The sequence below is a fragment of the Mycolicibacterium sediminis genome (genome assembly GCF_010731735.1).
GTDB classification, from domain to species: domain Bacteria; phylum Actinomycetota; class Actinomycetes; order Mycobacteriales; family Mycobacteriaceae; genus Mycobacterium; species Mycobacterium sediminis.
In genome coordinates, this window is record NZ_AP022588.1 from 3,310,599 (window position 1) to 3,331,672 (window position 21,074).

Here is a 21,074-nt window from a genome sequence, read left to right on the forward strand (position 1 = left end):
ACAGTCACGGACGTGCCGAAGCGACTCGTAGTAGTCACCCGCAGCGGGGTCTGATCCAGACCGACCCCTCGCTGTGGGTCGCTGCACCGTCGGTCGTTTTCCCTCTCCAGTAGAGAAGACCGGCACGTGCTCACCTCATCCTCGGCGCTCAGCGCCATCGCAGCACCCACCACCGCCCCCACCACGGCCATTGCGCCACGGACTGCGGGTGTCCTCCCGCGGGGCCTTCGCGAGGAAGCCGGATCGATGTCGTTCGACGCATTCCAGGAGACCTACGCACCGACCTCCGGTCCACTGCGGCTGGGCAACTGGGAGTGCACCGATGCCGAACGTCCGGGCGGCAGCCTCGGTCCGCAGGCCCGCAACTACCAGGCGACCATCGCCGTCGGCGACCGGATCGGCACCTCGACCGCCTCGGCCAGCGGGCCGATCGGGGCACTGACCGAGATGCTGCACGCGCGCGGGATCGCCGTCGAGGTCCGCGAATTCCACCAGCTGCCAGCCGACGGTGCGACCGCGACCTACGTGCGCGGCACCGACGGGTTCCACGAGAGCTGGGCCATGGGGCTGGCCGACGACGCGACCAGTTCGGCGCTGCGGGCGATCATCGCCTGCGCGAACCGGCTCTACGCCGACTGCACCTGATCGAGCGGTTTCAGCGCGAGCGTCGCCGCCACGCTGATCGCCGCCGTCGCGACGAGGTATCCGCACGCCAACCACGGTGAGCCGTCCGTCGCCGCGATCAGTGCGACGAGGATCAGCGGCGTCAGACCCGACGCGTAGACCCCCGACAGCTGATACACCGTCGAGAGCCCGGTGTAGCGGATGCGGGTGGGGAACAGCGACGCGTACAGCGTGCCCTGCGCGCCGTAGAACCAGGCGTGCACGACCCCGAACACCAGGATCATGCCCACCGCGTACGTGGTGAGCGTCCCGACGGAGAACAGCGCGAACACCGGGAACACCAGAATCCCGTAGGCGGCGATCCCGCTGGCGTACACGCGTTTCGGCCCGAAGCGGTCGGCCAGCAGACCCGACACCGGCAGCAGCGCCGCCATCAGCAGCGCCGCGACCGTCACCACCACCAGCGTCGGCACCTTGGCCAGGTGCAGGGTGCCGGTGGCGTAGGAGATGGCGAACACACCCCAGGTGTTGAACGCGGCACCCTCGCCCCAGCGCGACAGCATGCCGAGCACCGTCGACCGCAGCGCGGGCGGGCGGAACACCTCCCGCACCGGCACCGTCGACGTCTCGCCCGACTGGCGCACCTTTTCGAACTCGGGCGTCTCGGTGGCCTTGAGGCGGACGACGACACCGACGATCACGAGCGCGATGCTCCCCAGGAACGCGATCCGCCAGCCGTAGGCGAGGAACGCCTCGTCGCTCATCACCACCTGCAGCAGCGCGAACACCCCCGTGCCCAGCGCCAGACCGAGCGCGAGGCCGACCTGCGGGATGCTGCCGAAGAGGCCGCGGCGGTTGGGCGGGCTGTGCTCGACGGCGAGCAGGACCGCACCCGCCCACTCACCTCCCAGCGCGAAGCCCTGCACGATGCGCAGCACCAGCAGCAGGATCGGCGCGAGGATCCCGATCTGTGCTGCGGTGGGCAGCACGCCCATCAGCGCGGTGGCGCCTCCCATCAGCAACATGGTCGCCGCGAGGGTGCGCTTGCGGCCGATGCGGTCACCGATGTGCCCGAACACGAAGCCACCGATCGGGCGGACGACGAAGCCGACGGCGAAGGTCGCGAAGGACAGCAGCGTGCCGACCAGTGAACTCTCGTCGGGGAAGAACGCGCGGTTGAACACGAGGCTCGCCGCCGTGGCGTAGAGGAAGAAGTCGTACCACTCGATCGTGGTGCCCACGAGGCTCGCCAGCAGCGGCGTGCGGAGGTTCGCCGGTGGATCGGCCGCCGTTCCGGCGTCCGTCGAGGTGTCCGTTGGCGTCACGTGACTCCACATAGCCCTACCGTCGCGGTGAAGGCAAGACTCGTGCTCGTGGTGATCGAAAACCCCCGTTGCGATCCGACCGAGCGCAACCCGAGCGCCGACGGGCTCGGGCGCTGCACAATGAGCTGTTATGACGTCGGTGCGGACCTGGGGCAAGCGGCCCGGCACGGTGGTGCAGGAGGCGGTGCCGTTCAACGCCGAAGCGGCGGCGGCCGCGCTCGCCGACGAGGAGATCACGCCGGTCGACGTCTTCTACGCCCGCAACCACGGCCCCATCCCCGATGTGGCCGCGAACGACTGGCGGCTCGTGGTCGACGGACTGGTCGACGCGGAACTTGACCTGTCGCTCGACCGGTTGACCTCCGAGTTCGCCGAGCACGAGGTGACGGCCACGCTGCAGTGCGCGGGCAACCGGCGCGACGAGTTCGTCGCGATACGGCCGATCCCCGGCGAGGATCCGTGGGGACCGGGCGCCACCTCGACCGCTCGGTGGCACGGCGCCCGGCTGGCCGACGTGCTCGCGTCGGCGGGCGTCACCGACGCCGACGACCTGCACGTCGAGTTCACCGCCCCCGACGTCGCCGCGGACGCGTCACCCGCGCAGGCGTACGGCAGTTCGATCCCGCTGCGCAAGGCGCTGTCGCGGGAGGTGCTCCTGGCCTGGCGCATGAACGACGAACCGCTGCCCCGTCTGCACGGTGGGCCGGTGCGGGTCGTCGTGCCGGGGTTCATCGGCGCCCGCAGCGTCAAGTGGGTGCATCGGATCACGGTGCGGGACAGCCCGTCGGACAACTACTTTCAGGCGAGCGCCTACCGGCTGCTGCCCGCGGACGCCGATCCCGGCGCCGGCGCGGGCGAGGGCATCCCGCTGTCGAGCATCGGCCTGAACTCGGCGATCCTGTGTCCGGCCGACGGGGCGGTACTGCCGCCCGGTCCGGTCACGGTGAGCGGCTACGCACTAGGCGGCGACGACCGCGAGATCGCACGCGTCGACGTCTCGGCCGACGGTGGTGCGACGTGGCGGCCCGCCGAGCTGTCGGCATCCCGTGGTCCGTGGGCGTGGCGGTTCTGGTCGTTCACCGTCGACCTCGTCGACGGCACGGTCGACGTCGTGGCCAGGGCCTGGGACGACAGGGGTGGGCTGCAGTCGGAATCCACTGCGGCGCTGTGGAATCCGAAGGGGTACGCCAACTACTCCTGGCCGCGGCGCCGAATCGTGGTCGGCCGGTCCTGACCCGAGGGACCGGGAGGGCTCAGCCGCGCGGGCGCAGCGCCCACGCCCCGAAGCCCACCGCGGCGGCCGGGACGCCGATCATGGCGGCCGCGCTGGCCGGGGACACGCCGCCCCGGCCCAGGACGCCGGCCGCACCATCGGCGACGTCGCAGGCCATGCCGACGCGAGCCCAGGTCCGGCGCCGGTCACCGGAACTGGTCACCGTGCCGAGTCCGACTGCGAGGTCGCGCACGCCGAACAGCCGCCACAGGTAGCGGCCCTGCGCGTCGGGTGCGGGGAAGCCGAACAGCCGCGAGGTCAGCTCCGGGTTGGCCCACGCCAGTGCGCCGATCCCGATCCGCATGCCCGCCAGTGCGACGATGCCCGCGTCGGCCAGTCCCTCAGCCCGCGCCACGGTCAGCGCAGCGGGCGCAGGATGATGGGCATGCCGTCCATCGGGATGGGCATGCCGCCGTAGTCCCAGTGCGCCTTGTATCCCGGCCGGGCCAGCTCCAGGCGGTACTTGCGTAGCAGGCGGTGCATGACGGTCTTGATCTCGAGCTGGCCGAACACCATGCCGATGCACTTGTGGGCGCCGCCACCGAACGGCGCGAACGCGTACCGGTGCTGCTTGTGCTCGTTGCGCGGTTCGGCGAACCGCGCCGGGTCGAACTTCTCCGGGTCGGTCCACAGCTCCGGCAGGTGGTGGTTCATCGACGGCCAGGTGATCACCGAGGTGTTGGCCGGGATGTGGTAGCCGCAGAGGTCGGTGTCGCGCACCGTCATTCGCACGTTGAAGGGCAGCGGCGTCACCAGGCGCAGCGACTCGTTCATCACGAGGTCGAGTGTCTCGAGCTTCTCCAGCGCGTCGATGTCGAGCGGACCGTCGCCGAGGCGGTCGGACTCGTCGCGCACCCGGTCCTGCCACTCCGGGTTGGCGGCCAGGTTGTAGGCCATCGTCGTCAGCGTCGACGTCGAGGTGTCGTGCGCGGCCATCATCAGGAAGATCATGTGGTTGACGATGTCGGCGTCGGAGAAGGCGTTGCCGTCCTCGTCCGCGGTCTGACACAGCACGCTCAGCATGTCGGTGCCCTCGGTGCCGCGCTTCTCCTTCACGCGGGCGACGAAGTAGTCGTCGAGCACCTTGCGGGCCTGCAGCCCGCGCCACCACTTGAACGGCGGCACGGCCGTCCGGATGATCGCCCCGCCCGCACGGGTGGTCATCGTGAAGGCGTCGTTGACCTTGGTGACCAACTCCTTGTCGCCGCCGTGCTCGTGGCCCATGAACACCACCGACGCGATGTCGAGGGTCAGTTCCTTGACGGCGGGATAGAAGAGGAAGCGTGAGTCGTTGGCCACCCAGTCGTTGCTCACGACCTCGGAGGCCACCCGGTCGATGTGCTCCACGTAGCCGGTGAGCCGGCTGCGGATGAAGGCCTCCTGCATGATGCGCCGGTGGAACATGTGTTCCTCGAAGTCGAGCATCATCAGGCCGCGGTTGAAGAACGGGCCGATGACGGGATGCCAGCCCTGCTGCGAGTAGTCTTTGTTGCGGTTGGAGAACACCGTCTGCGTGGCGTCCGGACCCAGGGCGGTGACCGCGGGCAGCGCCGCCGAGTGCGTGTAGTGCACCGGGCCGTGCTTGCGATAGATGTCCAGTGCGAAGGCGGGGCCGCCCCGGAACGTCTCGATCATGTGGCCCAGCACCGGCAGGCCGGCGTCGCCCAGGACCGGCTTGAGGCCGCTGCCCGGGGGCGGCTCCGCCAGGGGGAACTGCTCCCACTCCTTGGCGCGCAGCCGCTTCTCGATGGCGCCCATCCCGGGGAAGTTGTTGATCGAGGGAGTGAGACGTCGTTTCGCCTCGCCGAGCAGGTACTCCGGGGTGTTGATGGTCGCCATGATTCTCCTGGGCTGAGTTCGTGTGGTCGATCTCACTCGAACGCCATCCTGCCGAGGCGACTTGACGCCTGTCAAGTTTGTCCCGGGCGTGCCACGGTGCAATGGTTGTCGACCATGAGCGTCGAACCGGTCCCCGCTGGCGGCGCCAGTCGTCGCAGTCGTGGTGACCGGCAGCGCGAGGCGATCATCAACGCCGTCCGCGAACTGCTCGAGGTCAAGTCGTTCGCCGACCTGTCGGTCAGCATGATCAGCGAGCGGGCCGGGGTGGCGCGGTCGGGGTTCTACTTCTACTTCGACTCCAAGTACGCGGTGCTCGCCGTCATCGTGGCCGAGGCCATGGACGAGTTGGAGACGCTCACCCACGACTACGCGCCGCGCGAGCCCGACGAGACGCCGGCCGAGTTCGCCAAGCGCATGGTCGGCAGTGCCGCCGCGGTGTTCGGCAGTCGCGACCCCGTCATGCGGGCGTTCACGCTGGCGCAGAACACCGACGGGCAGATCCGCGAGATCATGAACGACTTCGAGGACACCGTCATCGAGAAGATCGTCGGTCTCGTCCGGCAGGACTCCGGTGCCCGGCCCATCACCGACGACCTCCCGGCGCTGGTGCGCATGCTCACCGCGACGACGGCGATGACGCTGTCGCACGACACCGGCTTCGTCGGCCGCGACGCCGATCCGGTCCGGGCGGTCGACGTGGTCGAGCGACTGTGGCTGAACGCGCTGTGGGGTGGCCAGGACCGCTGAGGTCCGCCGGTAGGGTCACCCGCATGGCACAGCGCAACGGATATGCGGGCAAGAGGTGCTTCCTCACCGGAGCCGCCAGCGGCATCGGCCGGGCGACGGCGTTGCGACTGGCGGCCGAGGGTGCCGAACTGTTCCTCACCGATCGCAACGCGGAGGGTCTCGACGAGACCGTCGCGGACGCCCGTGCGCTGGGCGGAGTGGTGAGCGCCCATCGCGCGCTCGACGTCTCGGACTACGACCAGGTCGCCGCGTTCGCAGCCGACGTCCACGCCTCGCACCCGGCCATGGACGTCGTGATGAACATCGCCGGGGTCTCGGCATGGGGCACCGTCAGCACGCTCGAGCACCGGCACTGGGACACCATGGTGTCGGTCAACCTGATGGGGCCGATCCACGTCATCGAGTGCTTCGTCCCGCCGATGGTGGCGGCCAAGCGCGGCGGACACCTCGTCAACGTGTCGTCGGCGGCGGGCCTCGTCGCACTGCCCTGGCACGCCGCGTACAGCGCGAGCAAGTACGGACTGCGCGGCGTCAGCGAGGTCCTCCGGTTCGACCTGGCACGCCACCGCATCGGCGTGTCCCTGGTGGTGCCGGGAGCGGTCAAGACGCCGCTAGTGCAGACCGTCGAGATCGCCGGCGTCGATCGGGACCACCCGCAGGTGCGCAAGTGGGTCGACCGGTTCGGTGGGCACGCGGTGTCGCCGGAGCACGTCGCCGACCGCATCCTGCGCGGGGTCGCGCGCAACCGTTACCTGGTCTACACCTCGCCGGACATCCGCGCGCTCTACATGTTCAAGCGCGCGGCCTGGTGGCCCTACAGCGTGGCGATGCGGCGGGTCAACGTCATCTTCACCCGCGCCCTGCGGCCCTCGACGAAGTGATCCTCACCGGCGGCCCCACTCCCACGGCGGCGCCGTCAGGTTCGTCTGACCGCTGATCCGGGTCTCGCCCCAGTCCTTGTACAACTCGACCTCCGTCGCACCTGCCTCGGCGAGGTGGGCGCGCATGGGAGCCGAGTGCGTGACCACGACGACCTGGGTGCCGGTGGCGGCCGACCGGATCATCGCCGCGAGGGGCGCGACGAGATCGGGGTGCAGCGACGTCTCGGGCTCGTTGAGCACCATCAGCGACGGCGGTGACGGGCTCAGCAGCGCGGCGCCCCACAGCAGGAAACGCAGTGTGCCGTCGGAGAGTTCGGCGGTGCGCAGTGGCCGCAGCATGCCGCTCTGCCGCAGCGTCAGGTCGAACAGTCCGTCGGTGACGGACACCCCGAGCGTCGCGCCGTCGAAGGCATCGGCGACCGCGCGGGCGAGATCGTCGAAACCGGCCTCGACGATGGTCTGCACGGCGGCCGCGAGATCGGCGCCGTCGGCGGCGAGGACCGGGGTGCGGGTGCCCACCCGCGGCTGCCGGGCCGGGGCATCGGCGTCCACGCGAAAGCCGTCGTAGAACCGCCACCCGCGCAACCGGTCTCGCACCGCGGCGAGTTCGGGTAGAGCGCCGGCGTGAGCGTACTCGGCGAGCACGCTGCGGTGGGTCGGCAGCGCCCTCGTGAGTTCGTCGAAGCCGCGACCCGTGTCGGACGCCACCTCAGCGTATGCGGCGCCGCGCGACACCAGGGTCGCGCTCGGCCGAAGCCGCGGACCGGCGAACACCGCCTCGCGCTTGATCTCCGGATCGCGCGCGAAGAGTGAGCCCTTCCCCGCGTGCTGCGGCAGTCCGAGGTCGACGAGGTAGCCGAAGTCGTCTGCGGCATAGCCCATCTCGAGCGACACCGAGCGGGTCCTGGTGGTGCCCTCCGCGCGGCCGGTGCGGCGCGCACCGCCGAGATCCTCCGGTCCGGCCCACAGCACCGACTCGAGACCACCCTCGCGAGCGAGGGAGCCGACCACCTCATTGCGGGCGCAGTCGGCGAGCAGGCCCAGCGCCCGGTACACCGATGACTTGCCGGTGCCGTTGGCGCCCGTGACGACGGTCAGGCCCGACAGCGGCATCACGAACTCGCGCAGTGAGCGATAGCCGCGGACGGCGATGGTGTGCAGCACGTTCCGACGCTAACGCCCGGCACCGACGGCGTCGTCAGACATGGCGAGTTCCAGCCGCACGCCGAGTAGCCGCACCGGACGGTCGAGGTCGAACCGATCGAGCACGGCGAGCGCCGTCTCGACGATCGTCGGTTCGTCGACGCCGGGGGCGGGCAGCTTGCGGATCTTCGTCCTGGTGAAGAACGTCGCGGTGCGCATCGTGACCGCGACCCGGGTGACGACCCGGCCCTCGGCGACGACCTCGGCGAGCGTCTGGACGGCCAATCGCGTGACGGCTGCGGTCATCTCGGTGCGGTCGGTCAGGTCGGTGGGGAACGTGACCACGTGGCTGCGCGACCGCGGCACCCACGGCTGCGGGCTGACCGTCTCGTCGCCACCGCCCTTGGCCAGCAGCAGGACGCCGAGGCCGGTGGACGGTCCGAACGTCTCGGTGAGCAGTGTTGCGTCGGCTGCGGCGAGGTCGGCGACCGTGGTGATGCCCAGCCCGGCGAGACGCTTCGCCGTCTTGGGTCCGACGCCCCACAGCGCATCCACCCCGCGGTCGCCCATCAGCGTCATCCAATTCTCGTCGGTGAGGGTGAACACCCCGCCAGGCTTGCCGAACCCCGTCGCGACCTTGGCGCGCTGCTTGTTGTCGCTGATCCCGACCGAGCAGGACAGCCCGGTCTCGGCGGCGATCACCGACCGGATGCGCTCGGCGAGTGCGACGGGGTCCGCGACGTCGGCACCCAGGTACGCCTCGTCCCAGCCCCACACCTCGACGGGATGACCCAGATCGCGCAGCAGTCCCATCACCTGGTCGGAGGCCTCGTCGTAGGCCGCCGAGTCCGACGGCAGGAAGGTGGCGTCGGGGCACTTGCGGGCCGCTGCGCGCAGCGGCATCCCGGCGTGCACGCCGAACTCTCGCGCCTCGTAGGAGGCGCACGTCACGACCTTGCGGGGCTCGGTCGGGTCACCGCTCCCGCCGACGATGACCGGCAGGCCCACCAGGTCGGGGTGCCTGCGCAGTTCGACCGACGCCAGGAACTGGTCGAGGTCGACGTGCAGGATCCAGGCCATCGGCTCAGACGCCACAGAGCTTGTGGACGACGTCTTCCCACCCCCGGACCTGCTGCTCGAGGCTGCGGTCGAGGTCGGTCACCTGATGGGTGACGTACTCGGCGTCGAGCAGGGCGAGCAGGGCGTCGGTCTGGGCGTCGAGGTCGCCGGTGGTGCCCGCCGACGCGAGCAGCATCCGGACGTGGATCCGGTGCAGTGTCGACGGCGCGTTGAAGCGGGTCTGCGGGTCTCGGCCCGCGTCGCTGAGCAGTGCGCGGTGGTCCCAGACGAACGACAGGCGCTCGTGGCCGTAGGCGATGAGGCGGTCGATCGGCGGGGCGCCCGGTCCGAGCGGCGGCGGACCGAACATGAACGCGTGCTGCTGCTCCTTCTCGTCCTCGTCGAGCAGCACGATCATCAGCCCGGAACGGCTGCCGAAGCGGCGGAACAGCGTGCCCTTGCCGACGCCGGCGGCGGTGGCCACGTCGTCCATCGTCACCGAGGTGGTGCCGCGCTCGGTGATGAGACGGCGGGCCGCGTCGAGCAGCAGTGCGCGGTTGCGGGCGGCGTCACCCCGTTCGGACGGTGACGGGTCGGTGACCGGGAGCCCGACGAATCCGTCGGATCGATCGATGCCGGTCACACTCAAAGTTTAACTCAACGGGAATCAATCGGACCACGGTCCGGTTAAACTGTGCGAGCATCACGGGAACTCGAGGAAAGGGATGAAGATGTCGGACGTCAAGGTACTGGTCCTGCTGGGCAGCCTGCGCAAGGAGTCGGTCAATCGCCAGCTGGCCGAGCTGGCCACCGAGGTCGCACCCGAGGGCGTGACGCTGGAGCTGTTCGATCGCCTCGGTGAACTGCCCTTCTACAACGAGGACGAGGACGGCGACGACGTCGCCGAGCCGGTGCGCGCGCTGCGCGCCGTCGCCGCGGACGCCGACGCCACCCTGGTCGTCACCCCCGAGTACAACGGCAGCATCCCCGGCGTCTTGAAGAACGCCATCGACTGGCTGTCGCGCCCCTTCGGCAACAGCGCGCTCAAGGACAAGCCCGCCGTCGTCATCGGATCCTCGCTGGGGCAGTACGGCGGGGTGTGGGCGCACGACGAGACCCGTAAGTCGTTCGGCGTCGCGGGGCCGGCGGTCATCGAGGACGTGAAGCTCTCCATCCCGTCCGCCACCTTCGACGGCAAGCACCCGAGGGAGAACTCCGAGGTCGCGGGCAGTGTCCGCGAGGCCATCGAGAAGTTGGTCGCCGAGGTCGGTTGACCACGGTCTGAGCCGAGCCGCCGAGGGGCCCACGTCAGGGGCCCTCGGCGGCTTTGCTGTCTGCGGACGGGCGGCCCGGGACCGTCGGTGCGCGGTGGTAGACCTGTGCTCGTAGCGCGACACGGCGGGAATGTGACGTGCGACACGCCGGTGCGGCGGGGCCGGATCCGGTTACCACCTGGGAATTCCACGAATGTCGTTCAGAACATCTTGTATCCGTATCGATCGTCGGCCACTAGGTGTAGTGTTCTGCAGACCGACAGGCCCCAACGGTTCCCACCGCTTCAGAGGTCGGCCGGAGCGCACGAACCGGTAGTCAGCGGGCCTCGGCCCGGTGGATTCGTCGCCCCGCTCGCCCGTGGATCGACGGAATTTCCGAGGTCGTCTGCTCGCTGAAACTCAGTGGGAACCGGTAGCCAGTCAATCCGTACGTAGAGGAGTTGCACCAAGATGAGCGTCACCGTGTACACCAAGCCGGCATGCGTCCAGTGCAACGCCACCTACAAGGCTCTCGACAAGGCGGGCGTCGAGTACGACGTCATCGACATCAGCGTCGACCCCGAGGCCCGCGACTACGTCATGGCGCTGGGCTACCTGCAGGCGCCGGTCGTCGTCGCCGGCACCGAGCACTGGTCGGGCTTCCGTCCCGATCGCATCAAGACGCTCGCCGGTTCCATCGCGGTCACGGCCTAGAGGCACGGATAGCGGCGCGGGGAGGGAGGGAGCGCCATGACCAATCTGGTCTACTTCTCCAGCGTCTCGGAGAACACGCTCCGCTTCGTCGAGAAGCTGGAACTGCCCGCGATACGCATCCCGCTCCGTGAGCGCATCGAGGTCCACGAGCCCTACGTGCTGGTGCTGCCCACCTACGGCGGTGGACACGCGAACGGTCCCGATCCCGAAGCCGGGGGATACGTCCCCAAGCAGGTGATCGCCTTCCTCAACAACGAACACAACCGATCGCTGATCCGCGGCGTCATCGCCGCGGGCAACAGCAACTTCGGCGCCGAATTCGGCTATGCCGGCGACGTCGTCTCCCGCAAGTGCGGCGTTCCCTACCTGTACCGCTTCGAATTGATGGGCACCACCGACGACGTCTTCGCCGTCCGCGAGGGGCTCGCCGACTTCTGGAAGGACAAGACGTGTCACCAACCGTCACTGCAGAACCTGTGATCGCACCCCACGCACTGCCGGGGGAGACCGATTACCACGCGCTCAACGCGATGCTGAACCTGTACGACGACGACGGCAAGATCCAGTTCGACAAGGACCGGGAAGCCGCAAACCAGTACTTCCTGCAGCACGTCAACCAGAACACGGTGTTCTTCCACAACCAGGACGAGAAGCTCGACTACCTGGTCAAGGAGAACTACTACGAGCGCGAGGTGCTCGACCAGTACAGCCGCAACTTCGTGAAGACGCTGATCGACCGGGCGTTCGCCAAGAAGTTCCGCTTCCCGACGTTCCTCGGCGCGTTCAAGTACTACACCTCGTACACGCTGAAGACGTTCGACGGAAAGCGCTACCTCGAGCGCTTCGAGGACCGCGTCGTCATGGTCGCGCTGACGCTGGCCGCCGGTGACACGCTGCTCGCCGAGAGGCTCGTCGACGAGATCATCGACGGCCGGTTCCAGCCGGCCACCCCGACCTTCCTCAACTCGGGCAAGAAGCAGCGCGGCGAGCCCGTGTCGTGCTTCCTGCTGCGCATCGAGGACAACATGGAGTCCATCGGGCGCTCCATCAACTCGGCGCTGCAGCTGTCCAAGCGCGGCGGTGGAGTGGCGTTGCTGCTGAGCAACATTCGCGAGCACGGCGCGCCGATCAAGAACATCGAGAACCAGAGTTCGGGCGTCATCCCGATCATGAAGCTGCTCGAGGACTCGTTCTCCTATGCCAACCAGCTCGGTGCCCGCCAGGGTGCCGGTGCGGTGTACCTGCAGGCACACCACCCCGACATCTACCGGTTCCTCGACACCAAGCGCGAGAACGCCGACGAGAAGATCCGCATCAAGACGCTGTCGCTGGGCGTCGTGATCCCGGACATCACCTTCGAGCTGGCCAAGCGCAACGAGGACATGTACCTGTTCTCGCCGTACGACGTGGAGCGCGTCTACGGCGTGCCGTTCGCCGATATCTCGATCACCGAGAAGTACTACGAGATGGTCGACGACGCGCGGATCCGCAAGACGAAGATCAAGGCGCGCGAGTTCTTCCAGACGCTCGCGGAGCTGCAGTTCGAGTCGGGCTACCCGTACATCATGTACGAGGACACCGTGAACCGGTCGAATCCGATCGAGGGCAAGATCACCCACAGCAACCTGTGCTCGGAGATCCTGCAGGTGTCCACCCCGTCGCTGTTCAACGAGGACCTCAGCTACTCGAAGGTCGGCAAGGACATCTCCTGCAACCTCGGGTCGCTCAACATCGCCAAGGCGATGGACTCACCGGACTTCGCGCAGACGATCGAGACGTCGATCCGCGGGCTGACGGCGGTCAGCGACCAGACGCACATCTGGTCGGTGCCGTCGATCGAGCAGGGCAACAACGACTCTCACGCCATCGGGCTGGGGCAGATGAACCTGCACGGTTACCTGGCCCGCGAGCGGATCATGTACGGCTCCGACGAGGGCATCGACTTCACCAACATGTACTTCTACACGGTGCTGTACCACGCGCTGCGGGCGTCGAATCGCATCGCCATCGAGCGGGGCACGGCGTTCGGCGGTTTCGAGCGGTCCAAGTACAAGTCGGGCGAGTTCTTCGACAAGTACACCGACCAGACGTGGGAGCCGGCGACCGAGCGGGTGCGGGAACTGTTCGCCCAGGCGGACATTCGGATCCCGACGCAGGAGGACTGGAAGCGGTTGAAGGAGTCGGTGCAGACGCACGGCATCTACAACCAGAACCTGCAGGCCGTCCCGCCCACCGGTTCGATCTCCTACATCAACCACTCGACGTCGTCGATCCACCCGGTCGCGTCCAAGATCGAGATCCGCAAGGAAGGCAAGATCGGCCGCGTCTACTACCCGGCGCCGTACCTCACCAACGACAACCTGGAGTACTACCAGGATGCGTACGAGATCGGCTACGAGAAGATCATCGACACCTACGCCGCGGCCACCCAGCACGTGGACCAGGGTCTGTCGCTGACGCTGTTCTTCAAGGACACCGCGAGCACGCGCGACGTGAACAAGGCGCAGATCTACGCGTGGCGCAAGGGCATCAAGACGCTGTACTACATCCGCCTGCGCCAGATGGCGTTGGAGGGGACTGAGGTGGAGGGTTGCGTCAGCTGCATGTTATGACGCCCCGCCGCCGATCGTGAATCTGGCGACGCGACTCTCGCGAGTTGCGTCGCCATTTTCACGTTCGGGGCCGGCTCAGCTGTCGCGAGCGCGATCCTCCTGTTGCGCCTTGAGGCGGCGCTCCTCGCGGAGCACGGCCTGGTAGCTCTCGCGCTCCGCGACCAGCCACTCGGGCATCTCCTCGAGCAGCTGCGCGATCTGCCCGGTGGTGAGTGCCTCGGTCACTCCGCCGCGGGCGAGGCCGGCGATCGAGATGCTCAGCTTGGCCGCGACGAGGTTCTTGGGGTGCGGCCCGTCCTTGCGGAGGTCCTTGAGCCACTGCGGCGGGTCGGCCTGCAGCGCAGCGAGTTCGGAGCGGGTGATCGCGTTCTCCTGGAACTCCGCGGGCGTCGCCGGCAGGTACACGTCCAGCTTCTTCGCCGCCGTGGCGGGTTTCATGGACTGCGCGTTCGGCCTGCTCATGGCATGAGCCTATCGGTAGCCTGGGGCGGTGACCCCGTCCCGCCTCACCGTCGGATACGTCCCCGGCGTGACACCCGCGAAGTGGGCGCGGACCTGGGCGGAACGTCGTCCCGAGGCGCCCCTGCGTCTGTACTCCGTCGCCGCCGCGGACGCGGTCGATGCGGTGCGGGACGGCACCGTCGACGTCGCGCTGCTCCGGCCGCCGGGTGACGTGTCGGGGGTCGCGCTGATCGGTCTGTACGAGGAGACGACCGTCGTCGTCGTACCGGCGGACCACCTGCTCGGTGCCGCCGACGAGGTCGCCGTCGCGGACCTCGTCGACGAACCGATCCTGCTCCCGCTCGACGACGTCGTGGCCTGGCCGTCCGCTCCCGGCGTCCCCGTCGAGCATCGGCCCGAAAGCACACAGGCCGCAACGGAACTCGTGGCCGCGGGGATGGGCGTGCTCATCGTCCCGCAGTCGCTGGCGCGGCTGTACCACCGCAGGGACCTCGTGTACCGTCCGATCTCCGAGGCGCCCGGCTGTCCGGTCGCCCTCGCGATTCCCGAGGGCGAGCAGTCGGAACTGGTGGAGGAGTTCATCGGCGTCGTGCGCGGCCGCAAGCCCAGTTCGTCGCGAGGCCGCGCCGAGCCGGCGCCCAAGCGCACCGCACGCGAGAAGACCCTCGCGAAGCAGGCTGCGCGTGCCGCCGCGGGAAAGGTCGCGCGGGCACCGGGCCCGACCAAGCGCGGTCGACGCTGACCCGTGCGGTTTCGCCGCCACGAGCGCGGGTAGGCGGCCGACCATGGATACGGTGTCGCTGTCGGTGCTTGCCGACGACCAACTCGAGGCCGCGCGCGGCGCTCGTGCCGGGCGGTCCGCGCGCACGGTGTACGGCGGCCACGAGCACGAGCTGCGCCAGACCCTGATCGCGGTGGCCGAGGGCAAACGCCTCGACGACCACGAGAGCCCGGGCGAGGCGACGCTGCTGGTGCTGCGGGGTCGCGTGCGCGTTGCGGGTTCCGCGGATGACGCCGACGCCGTCGAGTGCGAGCAGGGTGACTTCCTGATCCTGCCGCTGGAGCGACACAACGTGGACGCGCTCGAGGACTCGGTGCTGCTGCTGACGGTCGTCACCGGGACCCGGCCGGCCATTCCCGGCTGACAGCGGGGCGGCCGTTCAGGCACCCGCGACGGCCTCCGCGCGCCGCACCCGGTCCAGTGCGGTAGGGGTCGCGCCCAACCACCATTGGGGGTCGGCGCAGCCCTCGGTGGCCGCACCGTCGGCGCTCATGAAGTGTCGTTCGTCGTAGCCGGGTCGGTCGAAGTCGCCGTGCATGGCGCGCACGACCCACTCGGCCCCGAAGGCGAACACCTCGGCGGCGACCCCGCCCAACGGGTGGAACTGGCCCTCGTAGACGCGCATCTCCTTGGGCGCGGTGATGCGCTCATAGGTGGCCAGCGCATCCTCCACCGGTGTGAGTTCGTCGAATTCGCCGATGCCGAGCAGGACCGGTCGAGTGATGTTCCGGACCAGGTCGCCGAGCGGCATGTGCGCCACGAGGTCGCGGTCGAAGGCTGACTCGTCCGTGTAACCGGCCATGTACATGTAATTCTTCTTGAAGGTGGGCTGCGCGGCATCGAAGATCGTCCGGAAGTCACCGGACACCGCTTCGAACGTGGCGGCCGCGCGCAGACGCGTGTCGGGGGAGGCGAGCGCTCGCAGCGCCCAGTAACCACTCATGCTGATGCCGAACATGCCGATTCGAGTCGAATCCACCTCGGGAAGGGCCGCGAGGTAGGTCGCATACGTGTCGATGGCGCGCTCGTAGTTGGTCAGTCCGACGGTCAGGCCGCCGGTCCGCGTCGCGCCCTGCCCGGGCCCCTCGATCGACAGCGCCACGACACCGCGGGAGGTGTAGTAGCGCTCGGCAGCCTGGATGTAGTCCTCCTTGATCATGTCCATGCCGGGCCCCAGGATCACGGCCGGCGCATCGACGACGTCACCGGCCGGTAGGTGTAGGAGTCCGAACAACGTCTTGCCGTCGAAGTCGAGTTCGACCCGTCGCACGGTGTCGTCGCGGAGTGCGGAGAGTCGGTCGACGCAGGCGTCGCAGCGTGTGCGGAACGCGGCCTTGCGGGGGTCGGCGTCGTCGTAGATCGAATACTGCGCCCGCCCGAACATGACGGCGGCGCGCAGGTAGAGGTCCGACGCGGTGCGCGCGAAGCCGTGCGCCTCGTGATGGCGCGCGCGTGTCTCGGCCTGCGCCGCAACGGTCGCCCAGGCCTTCGGCAGCATCGCGCCGCTGGCAACGCGTGCGAACACGTCGTCGAAGTCGGTCGTGTCGTGGCCGAGTTGCTCGAGGGTCGCCTTGCCTCCGGGGTGCAGCGCGTCGAAACCGCCCTGCGCCAGAGCGATGTCCAGAGACCAGGTCTGGTCGATGAAGCGCGTCGTCATGTCGACCTCCATTAGATAAGTACTTATTGATTAAGCACTTATGTAGAGTACGACCCATGAACGCCGAGCGGCAATACCGGCCAGCTGCAACATCTTCACCGGGCAGTCGTGGCGACTAGGCCCCGCGGCTCGGCGATCGGCGAACTCGCCGGCGCGGCATACGCGCTCAGTGCGGCTGATGCCCGTTTGCGGGGAAGGGCGACGCGCGACCCCGAGGCGCTGTCGTTGACGCACGCGCGCGCGCTCAAGAGTCTTGCCGATGGTCCGCTGACCGTCGGCGCGCTGGCTGAACGCGTCGAGACCACGAGTGCGGCGGTGACCCAGTTGGTCACGGGACTAGAGCGCGCGGGCTATGTGACGCGCGTGCGGGCGCTGTCCGGCGACCGACGGACCGCCACCGTCGCACTGACCAGCGCCGGCCGCGCCCGCCATGCCGAGCGTCAACGCCACCTCGATCGCGCACTCGCCCGGATCACCGCCGATCTCGACCTCGCGCAGGTGCGTACCGCGGCCACCGTGCTGACACGCCTCGTACATCTCTACGACGAGCTGTAGCCCTGGCAGTCCGCGGGTGATGCGCTGGTCAGCGCGCCATGCGTGGTCTGCCGGTCAAGGCGGTACCAGCGGGTACAGTAAACCCGTGCGTAGACCGTCCATGCCCCGTCCGGCGCCCCAGCCGGGGGTGAAGGTCGATGCGCGCAGCGAGCGGTGGCGCGAGCACCGCAAGAAGGTACGGGCGGAGATCGTCGACGCCGCATTCCGGGCGATCGATCGACTCGGACCCGAGGTCAGCCTGCGCGAGATCGCCGAAGAGGCGGGTACGGCCAAGCCGAAGATCTACCGCCACTTCACCGACAAGTCGGACCTCTTCCAGGCGATCGGCGAGCGCCTCCGCGACATGCTGTGGGCGGCGATCTTCCCACACATCGACATCGCGACCGACCCAGCGCGCGAGGTGATCCGCCGCAGCGTCGAGCAGTACGTGCTGATGGTGGATGAGCACCCCAACGTCTGCCGCTTCCTCATCCAGGGTCGCTTCGCCGAGCAGACCGAGTCGACCATGCGCGCGCTCAACGAGGGCCGCGAGGTCACGCTCGCCATGGCCACGATGTTCAACAATGAGCTGCGCGAGATGGAACTCGACGGCAACGCCATAGAACTGGCGGCCTACACGACCTTCGGGTCCGCCGCGGCGGCCACGGACTGGTGGCTCGGACCGCAGGTCGACAGCCCGCGCCGGATGCCCGCCGAGTCGTTCATCGGCTACATGACCACGATCATGCTCAGCTCGATCAACGGGACCTGCGAGCTGATCGGCATCAAGATCGACCCAGAGCTGCCGCTGCACGAGGGCGTCCAGCGGAGCGAATCCGTCGCCTGACGGCCGGTACCCACGGTCCCGGTATTCTCGGCGCATGACCGACACCGCCGAACGGTCGGGTGACGCTGCCGCCCACGCCGAGCCCGTGCGGACGCGCGCACTGATCATCGGCACCGGCTTCTCCGGACTCGGCATGGCCATCGCCCTGCAGCGTCAAGGCGTCGACTTCGTCATCCTCGAGAAGGCCGACGACATCGGCGGCACCTGGCGGGACAACACCTACCCCGGATGCGCGTGCGACATCCCGTCGCATATGTACTCGTTCTCCTTCGAGCCGAAGGCCGACTGGCAGCACATGTGGTCGCTGCAACCCGAGATCTTCGACTACCTCCGGGGTGTCGCCGACAAGTACGGCCTCCGCCGATACGTGCGATTCGGGGCTCGTGTCGAGCACGCCCGGTGGGACGAGGGCGAGTCGATGTGGCACGTCCACACCGCCGACGGTGACGAGTACCTGGCGCAGTTCCTGATCTCCGGTGCAGGCGCCCTGCACGTTCCGCTGACCCCAGAGTTCGAGGGGCTCGAGGACTTCGGCGGCGTCGCGTTCCACTCCGCCCGGTGGAACCACGACGTCGACATCACCCGCAAGCGCGTCGCGGTGATCGGCACGGGGGCCAGCGCCATCCAGCTGGTACCAGCCATCGTGGACGAGGTCGCCGAACTGCAGGTGTATCAGCGCACCCCACCGTGGGTGATGCCGCGGCCCAACAACGCTCTGCCGCAATGGCTTCGGCGGGTGTTCACCGACGTCCCCGGCACGAGGGCGTTGGCGAGGCTGGCCATCTACTGGGCCCACGAGGTGGTCGGCTTCGGCATGACCAAGCAACCCGGCCTGCTGCGGGTCGGACGGCTGCTGGGGCAGTGGAACATCCGGCGCAGCGTCAAGGACCGCGCTCTGCGCCGCGCGCTGACGCCGAGTTACCGGACGGGCTGCAAGCGAATCCTCAACTCGGACATCTACTATCCCGCCATCGCGAATCCGCGGACCGAGGTGATCACCGACCGCATCGTCCGATTCACCGCCGACGGCATCGTCACGGAGGACGGCCGCGAGCGTCCCGTCGACGTGGTCGTGTTCGCGACCGGCTTTCACGTGACGGACTCCTACACCTACGTACGCATCACGGGTCCTGACGGCGAGGAGTTGGTCGACCGCTGGACGCGCGAGGGAGTCCAGGCGCACCGGGGTATCGCCGTCGCCGGCATGCCGAACCTGTTCTTCCTGCTCGGCCCGAACACCGGCCTGGGCCACAACTCCGTCGTGTTCATGATCGAGTCGCAGATCCGCTACGTCGCGCAGGCCATCGCGGCCGTCGACGACGCGGGCGTCACGGCGATCAGCCCGCGTCGCAGCGCCCAGGACGACTTCAACCGCGACCTGCACGCCGACCTGGATCGGGCCGTGTGGAGCACCGGTGGATGCCGCAGTTACTACATGGACGAGCACGGTAGGAACCGCATCCTGTGGGGCGGCATGACGTGGCAGTACTGGCTGGCGACGCGCCGATTGCGCCGTTCGGAGTTCACCTTCAGCGGGCGGTGACGCGCCCGCGGATGCGACACGCCACCACAAGTTGTTGTGTTGCCCCGCGATGTCGGACACCAGGGGTAGTGTCGGGCTCATCCGGCCGAGAGGGCCGGGAGCAACTCTTCCGCAGGTGAAATGGGGTTCGTGGTGTCTGAGGGAATCAAGCTGATCGACCGCGTATCGGCCATCAACTGGAACCGCCTGCAGGACGACAAGGACGCCGAGGTCTGGGAACGGCTCACCGGCAACTTCTGGCTGCCCGAGAAGGTCCCGGTGTCCAACGACATCCCGTCCTGGGGCACGCTCAACGACCACGAGAAGCAGCTGACGATGCGCGTGTTCACGGGCCTGACGCTGCTCGACACGATCCAGGGCACCGTCGGCGCGGTCAGCCTGATCCCCGACGCGCTGACGCCGCACGAAGAGGCCGTCTACACCAACATCGCGTTCATGGAGTCGGTGCACGCCAAGAGCTACAGCAACATCTTCTCGACGCTGTGCTCGACGGTGGACATCGACGAGGCGTTCCGCTGGTCGGAGGAGAACCCCAACCTGCAGCGCAAGGCCGAGATCGTCATGAACTTCTACAAGGGCGACGATCCGCTCAAGCGCAAGGTCGCCTCGACGCTGCTCGAGAGCTTCCTGTTCTACTCGGGCTTCTACCTCCCGATGTACTGGAGCAGCCGCGCGAAGCTCACCAACACCGCCGACATGATCCGGTTGATCATCCGTGACGAAGCCGTGCACGGGTACTACATCGGCTACAAGTTCCAGAAGGGGCTGGCGCTCGCCGACGACGCCCGCAAGGCCGAACTCAAGGACTACACCTACGAGCTGCTGTTCGAGCTGTACGACAACGAGGTCGAGTACACCCAGGATCTATACGACGGGGTCGGTCTGACCGAGGACGTCAAGAAGTTCCTGCGCTACAACGCCAACAAGGCGTTGATGAACCTCGGCTACGAGGCGCTGTTCCCGAAGGACGAGACCGACGTGAACCCCGCCATCCTGTCGGCACTCTCGCCGAATGCAGACGAGAATCACGACTTCTTCTCCGGCTCGGGTTCGTCCTACGTGATCGGCAAGGCCGTGAACACCACGGACGAGGACTGGGACTTCTAGGAGTCGCTCGAATCTCCAAACGCACGGCCGACCGCTCGGGCCAATCCGGCCCGGCGGCGGTCGTGCGTCTTGCGTTGTTCCCGCGACGACGCAGTCACCTGGAGTGACGCCGGCGACCAACTGAGTGCGATCGCGGTGAGCATGGACAGCACGTCCATCGGATCCAGCGAGGGATCGACGTCACCCGCTGCCTGAGCGGACGCGATGAGCGCCGCCTTCTCGGCATCCCGTCCGCCGGGGAGCAGTTCGCCAACCGGGTTGCGCTCCAACCTCATCCACGCGGCCAGCCGCACCATGGCGGGCCGCTTGAGGCAGTTGTCGTACAGCGCGACGGCATACGCGGGTAGATCGCGGGCGTCCAACGGCACCTCGTCGACCAGCCACGCGATGTGGCTCTCGAAGACGGCGTCGAATAGACGGTCCTTGCTCCCGAAGTATTGATACAACTGCGCCTTGTTCGATCGGGCGGCCGACACGATCCTGTCCACCCGGGCGCCGGCGATCCCTCGTTCGGCGAACTCGATGGCAGCGGCGTCCATCAACCTTTGACGCGTCGCCTCGCCACGGGCGGTCGGTGCCGTCTCCATGCACGGAGTGTAAACCGACTGGTCGGTCTGCCGGGTCGTTCACGGCATGCTATAAACAGACTAGTTGGTTTATTAGAGGGAGTGAC

23 protein-coding genes are annotated in these 21,074 nt (G+C 68.2%); 14 read left to right on the forward strand and 9 right to left on the reverse strand.

Annotated elements, in window-relative coordinates:
- The first annotated feature begins 156 nt into the window (after positions 1 to 156).
- The gene (locus G6N64_RS15860; protein ID WP_246231258.1) at positions 157 to 645 is read left to right on the forward strand and encodes a 2-isopropylmalate synthase; all 489 of its coding nucleotides are present in this window, start codon (positions 157 to 159) and stop codon (positions 643 to 645) included.
- Here the strand turns inward: G6N64_RS15860 and G6N64_RS15865 are convergent.
- Complete coding sequence (locus tag G6N64_RS15865) at positions 627 to 1,961, reverse strand: MFS transporter (RefSeq protein WP_163797919.1); 1,335 nt, start codon at positions 1,959 to 1,961, stop codon at positions 627 to 629. The two genes, G6N64_RS15860 and G6N64_RS15865, sit on opposite strands and share 19 nt — an antisense overlap.
- Positions 1,962 to 2,079: 118 nt before the next feature.
- Between G6N64_RS15865 and G6N64_RS15870 the strand changes: the two genes are divergently transcribed.
- Positions 2,080 to 3,183, forward strand: a complete 1,104-nt coding sequence (locus G6N64_RS15870) for a sulfite oxidase (RefSeq protein ID WP_163797920.1) — start codon at positions 2,080 to 2,082, stop codon at positions 3,181 to 3,183.
- Between the two features lie 19 nt (positions 3,184 to 3,202).
- On the opposite strand, the gene G6N64_RS15875 is transcribed toward G6N64_RS15870, so the two are convergent.
- Positions 3,203 to 3,577 (reverse strand): DUF4267 domain-containing protein, encoded by a 375-nt coding sequence (locus tag G6N64_RS15875; protein ID WP_163797921.1) that lies wholly within the window; start codon positions 3,575 to 3,577, stop codon positions 3,203 to 3,205.
- A gap of 2 nt (positions 3,578 to 3,579) precedes the next feature.
- On the reverse strand, positions 3,580 to 5,064 hold the full coding sequence (locus G6N64_RS15880) for a cytochrome P450 (protein WP_163801844.1): 1,485 nt from the start codon (positions 5,062 to 5,064) through the stop codon (positions 3,580 to 3,582).
- Positions 5,065 to 5,175: 111 nt separating this feature from the next.
- Here G6N64_RS15880 and G6N64_RS15885 point away from each other — a divergent pair, with 111 nt between their 5' ends.
- Together G6N64_RS15885 and G6N64_RS15890 are read left to right on the forward strand one after the other, a co-directional pair.
- Positions 5,176 to 5,808, forward strand: a complete 633-nt coding sequence (locus G6N64_RS15885; RefSeq protein WP_163797922.1) for a TetR/AcrR family transcriptional regulator — start codon at positions 5,176 to 5,178, stop codon at positions 5,806 to 5,808.
- Between the two features lie 23 nt (positions 5,809 to 5,831).
- Positions 5,832 to 6,689: an SDR family oxidoreductase gene (locus G6N64_RS15890; protein ID WP_163797923.1), complete on the forward strand. Its 858-nt coding sequence runs from the start codon at positions 5,832 to 5,834 to the stop codon at positions 6,687 to 6,689.
- A gap of 3 nt (positions 6,690 to 6,692) precedes the next feature.
- On the opposite strand, the gene G6N64_RS15895 is transcribed toward G6N64_RS15890, so the two are convergent.
- Genes G6N64_RS15895 through G6N64_RS15905 form a run of 3 tightly spaced genes read right to left on the reverse strand, consistent with a single transcriptional unit; the run spans position 6,693 to position 9,525 of the window.
- Positions 6,693 to 7,853, reverse strand: a complete 1,161-nt coding sequence (locus G6N64_RS15895) for an AAA family ATPase (RefSeq protein ID WP_163797924.1) — start codon at positions 7,851 to 7,853, stop codon at positions 6,693 to 6,695.
- A 9-nt stretch (positions 7,854 to 7,862) separates the two neighbouring features.
- Positions 7,863 to 8,912 carry a DNA polymerase IV gene (locus G6N64_RS15900; protein ID WP_163801845.1) on the reverse strand — a complete coding sequence of 350 codons (1,050 nt, stop codon included), beginning with the start codon at positions 8,910 to 8,912 and terminating at the stop codon, positions 7,863 to 7,865.
- A 4-nt stretch (positions 8,913 to 8,916) separates the two neighbouring features.
- Positions 8,917 to 9,525, reverse strand: a complete 609-nt coding sequence (locus G6N64_RS15905; RefSeq protein ID WP_409370764.1) for a TetR/AcrR family transcriptional regulator — start codon at positions 9,523 to 9,525, stop codon at positions 8,917 to 8,919.
- Positions 9,526 to 9,622: 97 nt separating this feature from the next.
- Between G6N64_RS15905 and G6N64_RS15910 the strand changes: the two genes are divergently transcribed.
- From G6N64_RS15910 to nrdE, 4 genes are all read left to right on the forward strand, one after another.
- The gene (locus G6N64_RS15910; RefSeq protein ID WP_163801846.1) at positions 9,623 to 10,165 is read left to right on the forward strand and encodes an NADPH-dependent FMN reductase; all 543 of its coding nucleotides are present in this window, start codon (positions 9,623 to 9,625) and stop codon (positions 10,163 to 10,165) included.
- 450 nt (positions 10,166 to 10,615) lie between these two features.
- A complete protein-coding gene (locus G6N64_RS15915; RefSeq protein WP_163797926.1) occupies positions 10,616 to 10,858 on the forward strand; it encodes a redoxin NrdH in 243 nt (80 codons plus the stop codon).
- A 36-nt stretch (positions 10,859 to 10,894) separates the two neighbouring features.
- Entirely contained in the window at positions 10,895 to 11,338 is a 444-nt protein-coding gene (gene nrdI / locus G6N64_RS15920; protein ID WP_163797927.1) for a class Ib ribonucleoside-diphosphate reductase assembly flavoprotein NrdI, read from the forward strand.
- Positions 11,308 to 13,470 carry a class 1b ribonucleoside-diphosphate reductase subunit alpha gene (gene nrdE / locus G6N64_RS15925; RefSeq protein ID WP_163797928.1) on the forward strand — a complete coding sequence of 721 codons (2,163 nt, stop codon included), beginning with the start codon at positions 11,308 to 11,310 and terminating at the stop codon, positions 13,468 to 13,470. Before nrdI ends, nrdE begins: the two co-directional genes overlap by 31 nt.
- A gap of 75 nt (positions 13,471 to 13,545) precedes the next feature.
- On the opposite strand, the gene G6N64_RS15930 is transcribed toward nrdE, so the two are convergent.
- Entirely contained in the window at positions 13,546 to 13,932 is a 387-nt protein-coding gene (locus G6N64_RS15930) for a DUF5997 family protein (protein WP_163797929.1), read from the reverse strand.
- 28 nt (positions 13,933 to 13,960) lie between these two features.
- Here G6N64_RS15930 and G6N64_RS15935 point away from each other — a divergent pair, with 28 nt between their 5' ends.
- Together G6N64_RS15935 and G6N64_RS15940 are read left to right on the forward strand one after the other, a co-directional pair.
- On the forward strand, positions 13,961 to 14,674 hold the full coding sequence (locus G6N64_RS15935) for a LysR family substrate-binding domain-containing protein (RefSeq protein ID WP_163797930.1): 714 nt from the start codon (positions 13,961 to 13,963) through the stop codon (positions 14,672 to 14,674).
- A gap of 43 nt (positions 14,675 to 14,717) precedes the next feature.
- Positions 14,718 to 15,077 carry a cupin domain-containing protein gene (locus G6N64_RS15940; RefSeq protein WP_163797931.1) on the forward strand — a complete coding sequence of 120 codons (360 nt, stop codon included), beginning with the start codon at positions 14,718 to 14,720 and terminating at the stop codon, positions 15,075 to 15,077.
- 15 nt (positions 15,078 to 15,092) lie between these two features.
- Here the strand turns inward: G6N64_RS15940 and G6N64_RS15945 are convergent, their stop codons facing one another.
- Positions 15,093 to 16,370 carry an alpha/beta hydrolase gene (locus G6N64_RS15945; protein WP_163797932.1) on the reverse strand — a complete coding sequence of 426 codons (1,278 nt, stop codon included), beginning with the start codon at positions 16,368 to 16,370 and terminating at the stop codon, positions 15,093 to 15,095.
- A 108-nt stretch (positions 16,371 to 16,478) separates the two neighbouring features.
- Here G6N64_RS15945 and G6N64_RS15950 point away from each other — a divergent pair, with 108 nt between their 5' ends.
- The 4 genes from G6N64_RS15950 (at position 16,479) to nrdF (ending at position 20,401) form a co-directional block, all read left to right on the forward strand.
- Positions 16,479 to 16,925 carry a MarR family winged helix-turn-helix transcriptional regulator gene (locus G6N64_RS15950; protein ID WP_163797933.1) on the forward strand — a complete coding sequence of 149 codons (447 nt, stop codon included), beginning with the start codon at positions 16,479 to 16,481 and terminating at the stop codon, positions 16,923 to 16,925.
- A 100-nt stretch (positions 16,926 to 17,025) separates the two neighbouring features.
- The gene (locus G6N64_RS15955; RefSeq protein WP_163801847.1) at positions 17,026 to 17,751 is read left to right on the forward strand and encodes a TetR/AcrR family transcriptional regulator; all 726 of its coding nucleotides are present in this window, start codon (positions 17,026 to 17,028) and stop codon (positions 17,749 to 17,751) included.
- A gap of 34 nt (positions 17,752 to 17,785) precedes the next feature.
- Positions 17,786 to 19,294: a flavin-containing monooxygenase gene (locus tag G6N64_RS15960; protein WP_163797934.1), complete on the forward strand. Its 1,509-nt coding sequence runs from the start codon at positions 17,786 to 17,788 to the stop codon at positions 19,292 to 19,294.
- 120 nt (positions 19,295 to 19,414) lie between these two features.
- Positions 19,415 to 20,401: a class 1b ribonucleoside-diphosphate reductase subunit beta gene (nrdF, locus tag G6N64_RS15965; protein WP_276018085.1), complete on the forward strand. Its 987-nt coding sequence runs from the start codon at positions 19,415 to 19,417 to the stop codon at positions 20,399 to 20,401.
- Here the strand turns inward: nrdF and G6N64_RS15970 are convergent.
- Positions 20,398 to 20,988: a TetR/AcrR family transcriptional regulator gene (locus tag G6N64_RS15970; protein ID WP_163797935.1), complete on the reverse strand. Its 591-nt coding sequence runs from the start codon at positions 20,986 to 20,988 to the stop codon at positions 20,398 to 20,400. The genes nrdF and G6N64_RS15970 overlap by 4 nt on opposite strands.
- Positions 20,989 to 21,074: the final 86 nt, after the last annotated feature.

Excerpts from the sequence above, each read along its gene's own strand:
- G6N64_RS15890 (WP_163797923.1), top strand. The coding sequence starts at position 5,832 with ATGGCACAGCGCAACGGATATGCGGGCAAGAGGTGCTTCCTCACCGGA.
- G6N64_RS15865 (WP_163797919.1), bottom strand. The coding sequence starts at position 1,961 with ATGTGGAGTCACGTGACGCCAACGGACACCTCGACGGACGCCGGAACG.
- G6N64_RS15915 (WP_163797926.1), top strand. The coding sequence starts at position 10,616 with ATGAGCGTCACCGTGTACACCAAGCCGGCATGCGTCCAGTGCAACGCC.
- G6N64_RS15900 (WP_163801845.1), bottom strand. The coding sequence starts at position 8,912 with ATGGCCTGGATCCTGCACGTCGACCTCGACCAGTTCCTGGCGTCGGTC.
- G6N64_RS15885 (WP_163797922.1), top strand. The coding sequence starts at position 5,176 with ATGAGCGTCGAACCGGTCCCCGCTGGCGGCGCCAGTCGTCGCAGTCGT.
- G6N64_RS15970 (WP_163797935.1), bottom strand. The coding sequence starts at position 20,988 with ATGGAGACGGCACCGACCGCCCGTGGCGAGGCGACGCGTCAAAGGTTG.
- G6N64_RS15940 (WP_163797931.1), top strand. The coding sequence starts at position 14,718 with ATGGATACGGTGTCGCTGTCGGTGCTTGCCGACGACCAACTCGAGGCC.
- G6N64_RS15960 (WP_163797934.1), top strand. The coding sequence starts at position 17,786 with ATGACCGACACCGCCGAACGGTCGGGTGACGCTGCCGCCCACGCCGAG.
- G6N64_RS15910 (WP_163801846.1), top strand. The coding sequence starts at position 9,623 with ATGTCGGACGTCAAGGTACTGGTCCTGCTGGGCAGCCTGCGCAAGGAG.
- G6N64_RS15930 (WP_163797929.1), bottom strand. The coding sequence starts at position 13,932 with ATGAGCAGGCCGAACGCGCAGTCCATGAAACCCGCCACGGCGGCGAAG.
- G6N64_RS15870 (WP_163797920.1), top strand. The coding sequence starts at position 2,080 with ATGACGTCGGTGCGGACCTGGGGCAAGCGGCCCGGCACGGTGGTGCAG.
- G6N64_RS15955 (WP_163801847.1), top strand. The coding sequence starts at position 17,026 with ATGCCCCGTCCGGCGCCCCAGCCGGGGGTGAAGGTCGATGCGCGCAGC.
- nrdF (WP_276018085.1), top strand. The coding sequence starts at position 19,415 with ATGGGGTTCGTGGTGTCTGAGGGAATCAAGCTGATCGACCGCGTATCG.
- G6N64_RS15945 (WP_163797932.1), bottom strand. The coding sequence starts at position 16,370 with ATGACGACGCGCTTCATCGACCAGACCTGGTCTCTGGACATCGCTCTG.
- nrdI (WP_163797927.1), top strand. The coding sequence starts at position 10,895 with ATGACCAATCTGGTCTACTTCTCCAGCGTCTCGGAGAACACGCTCCGC.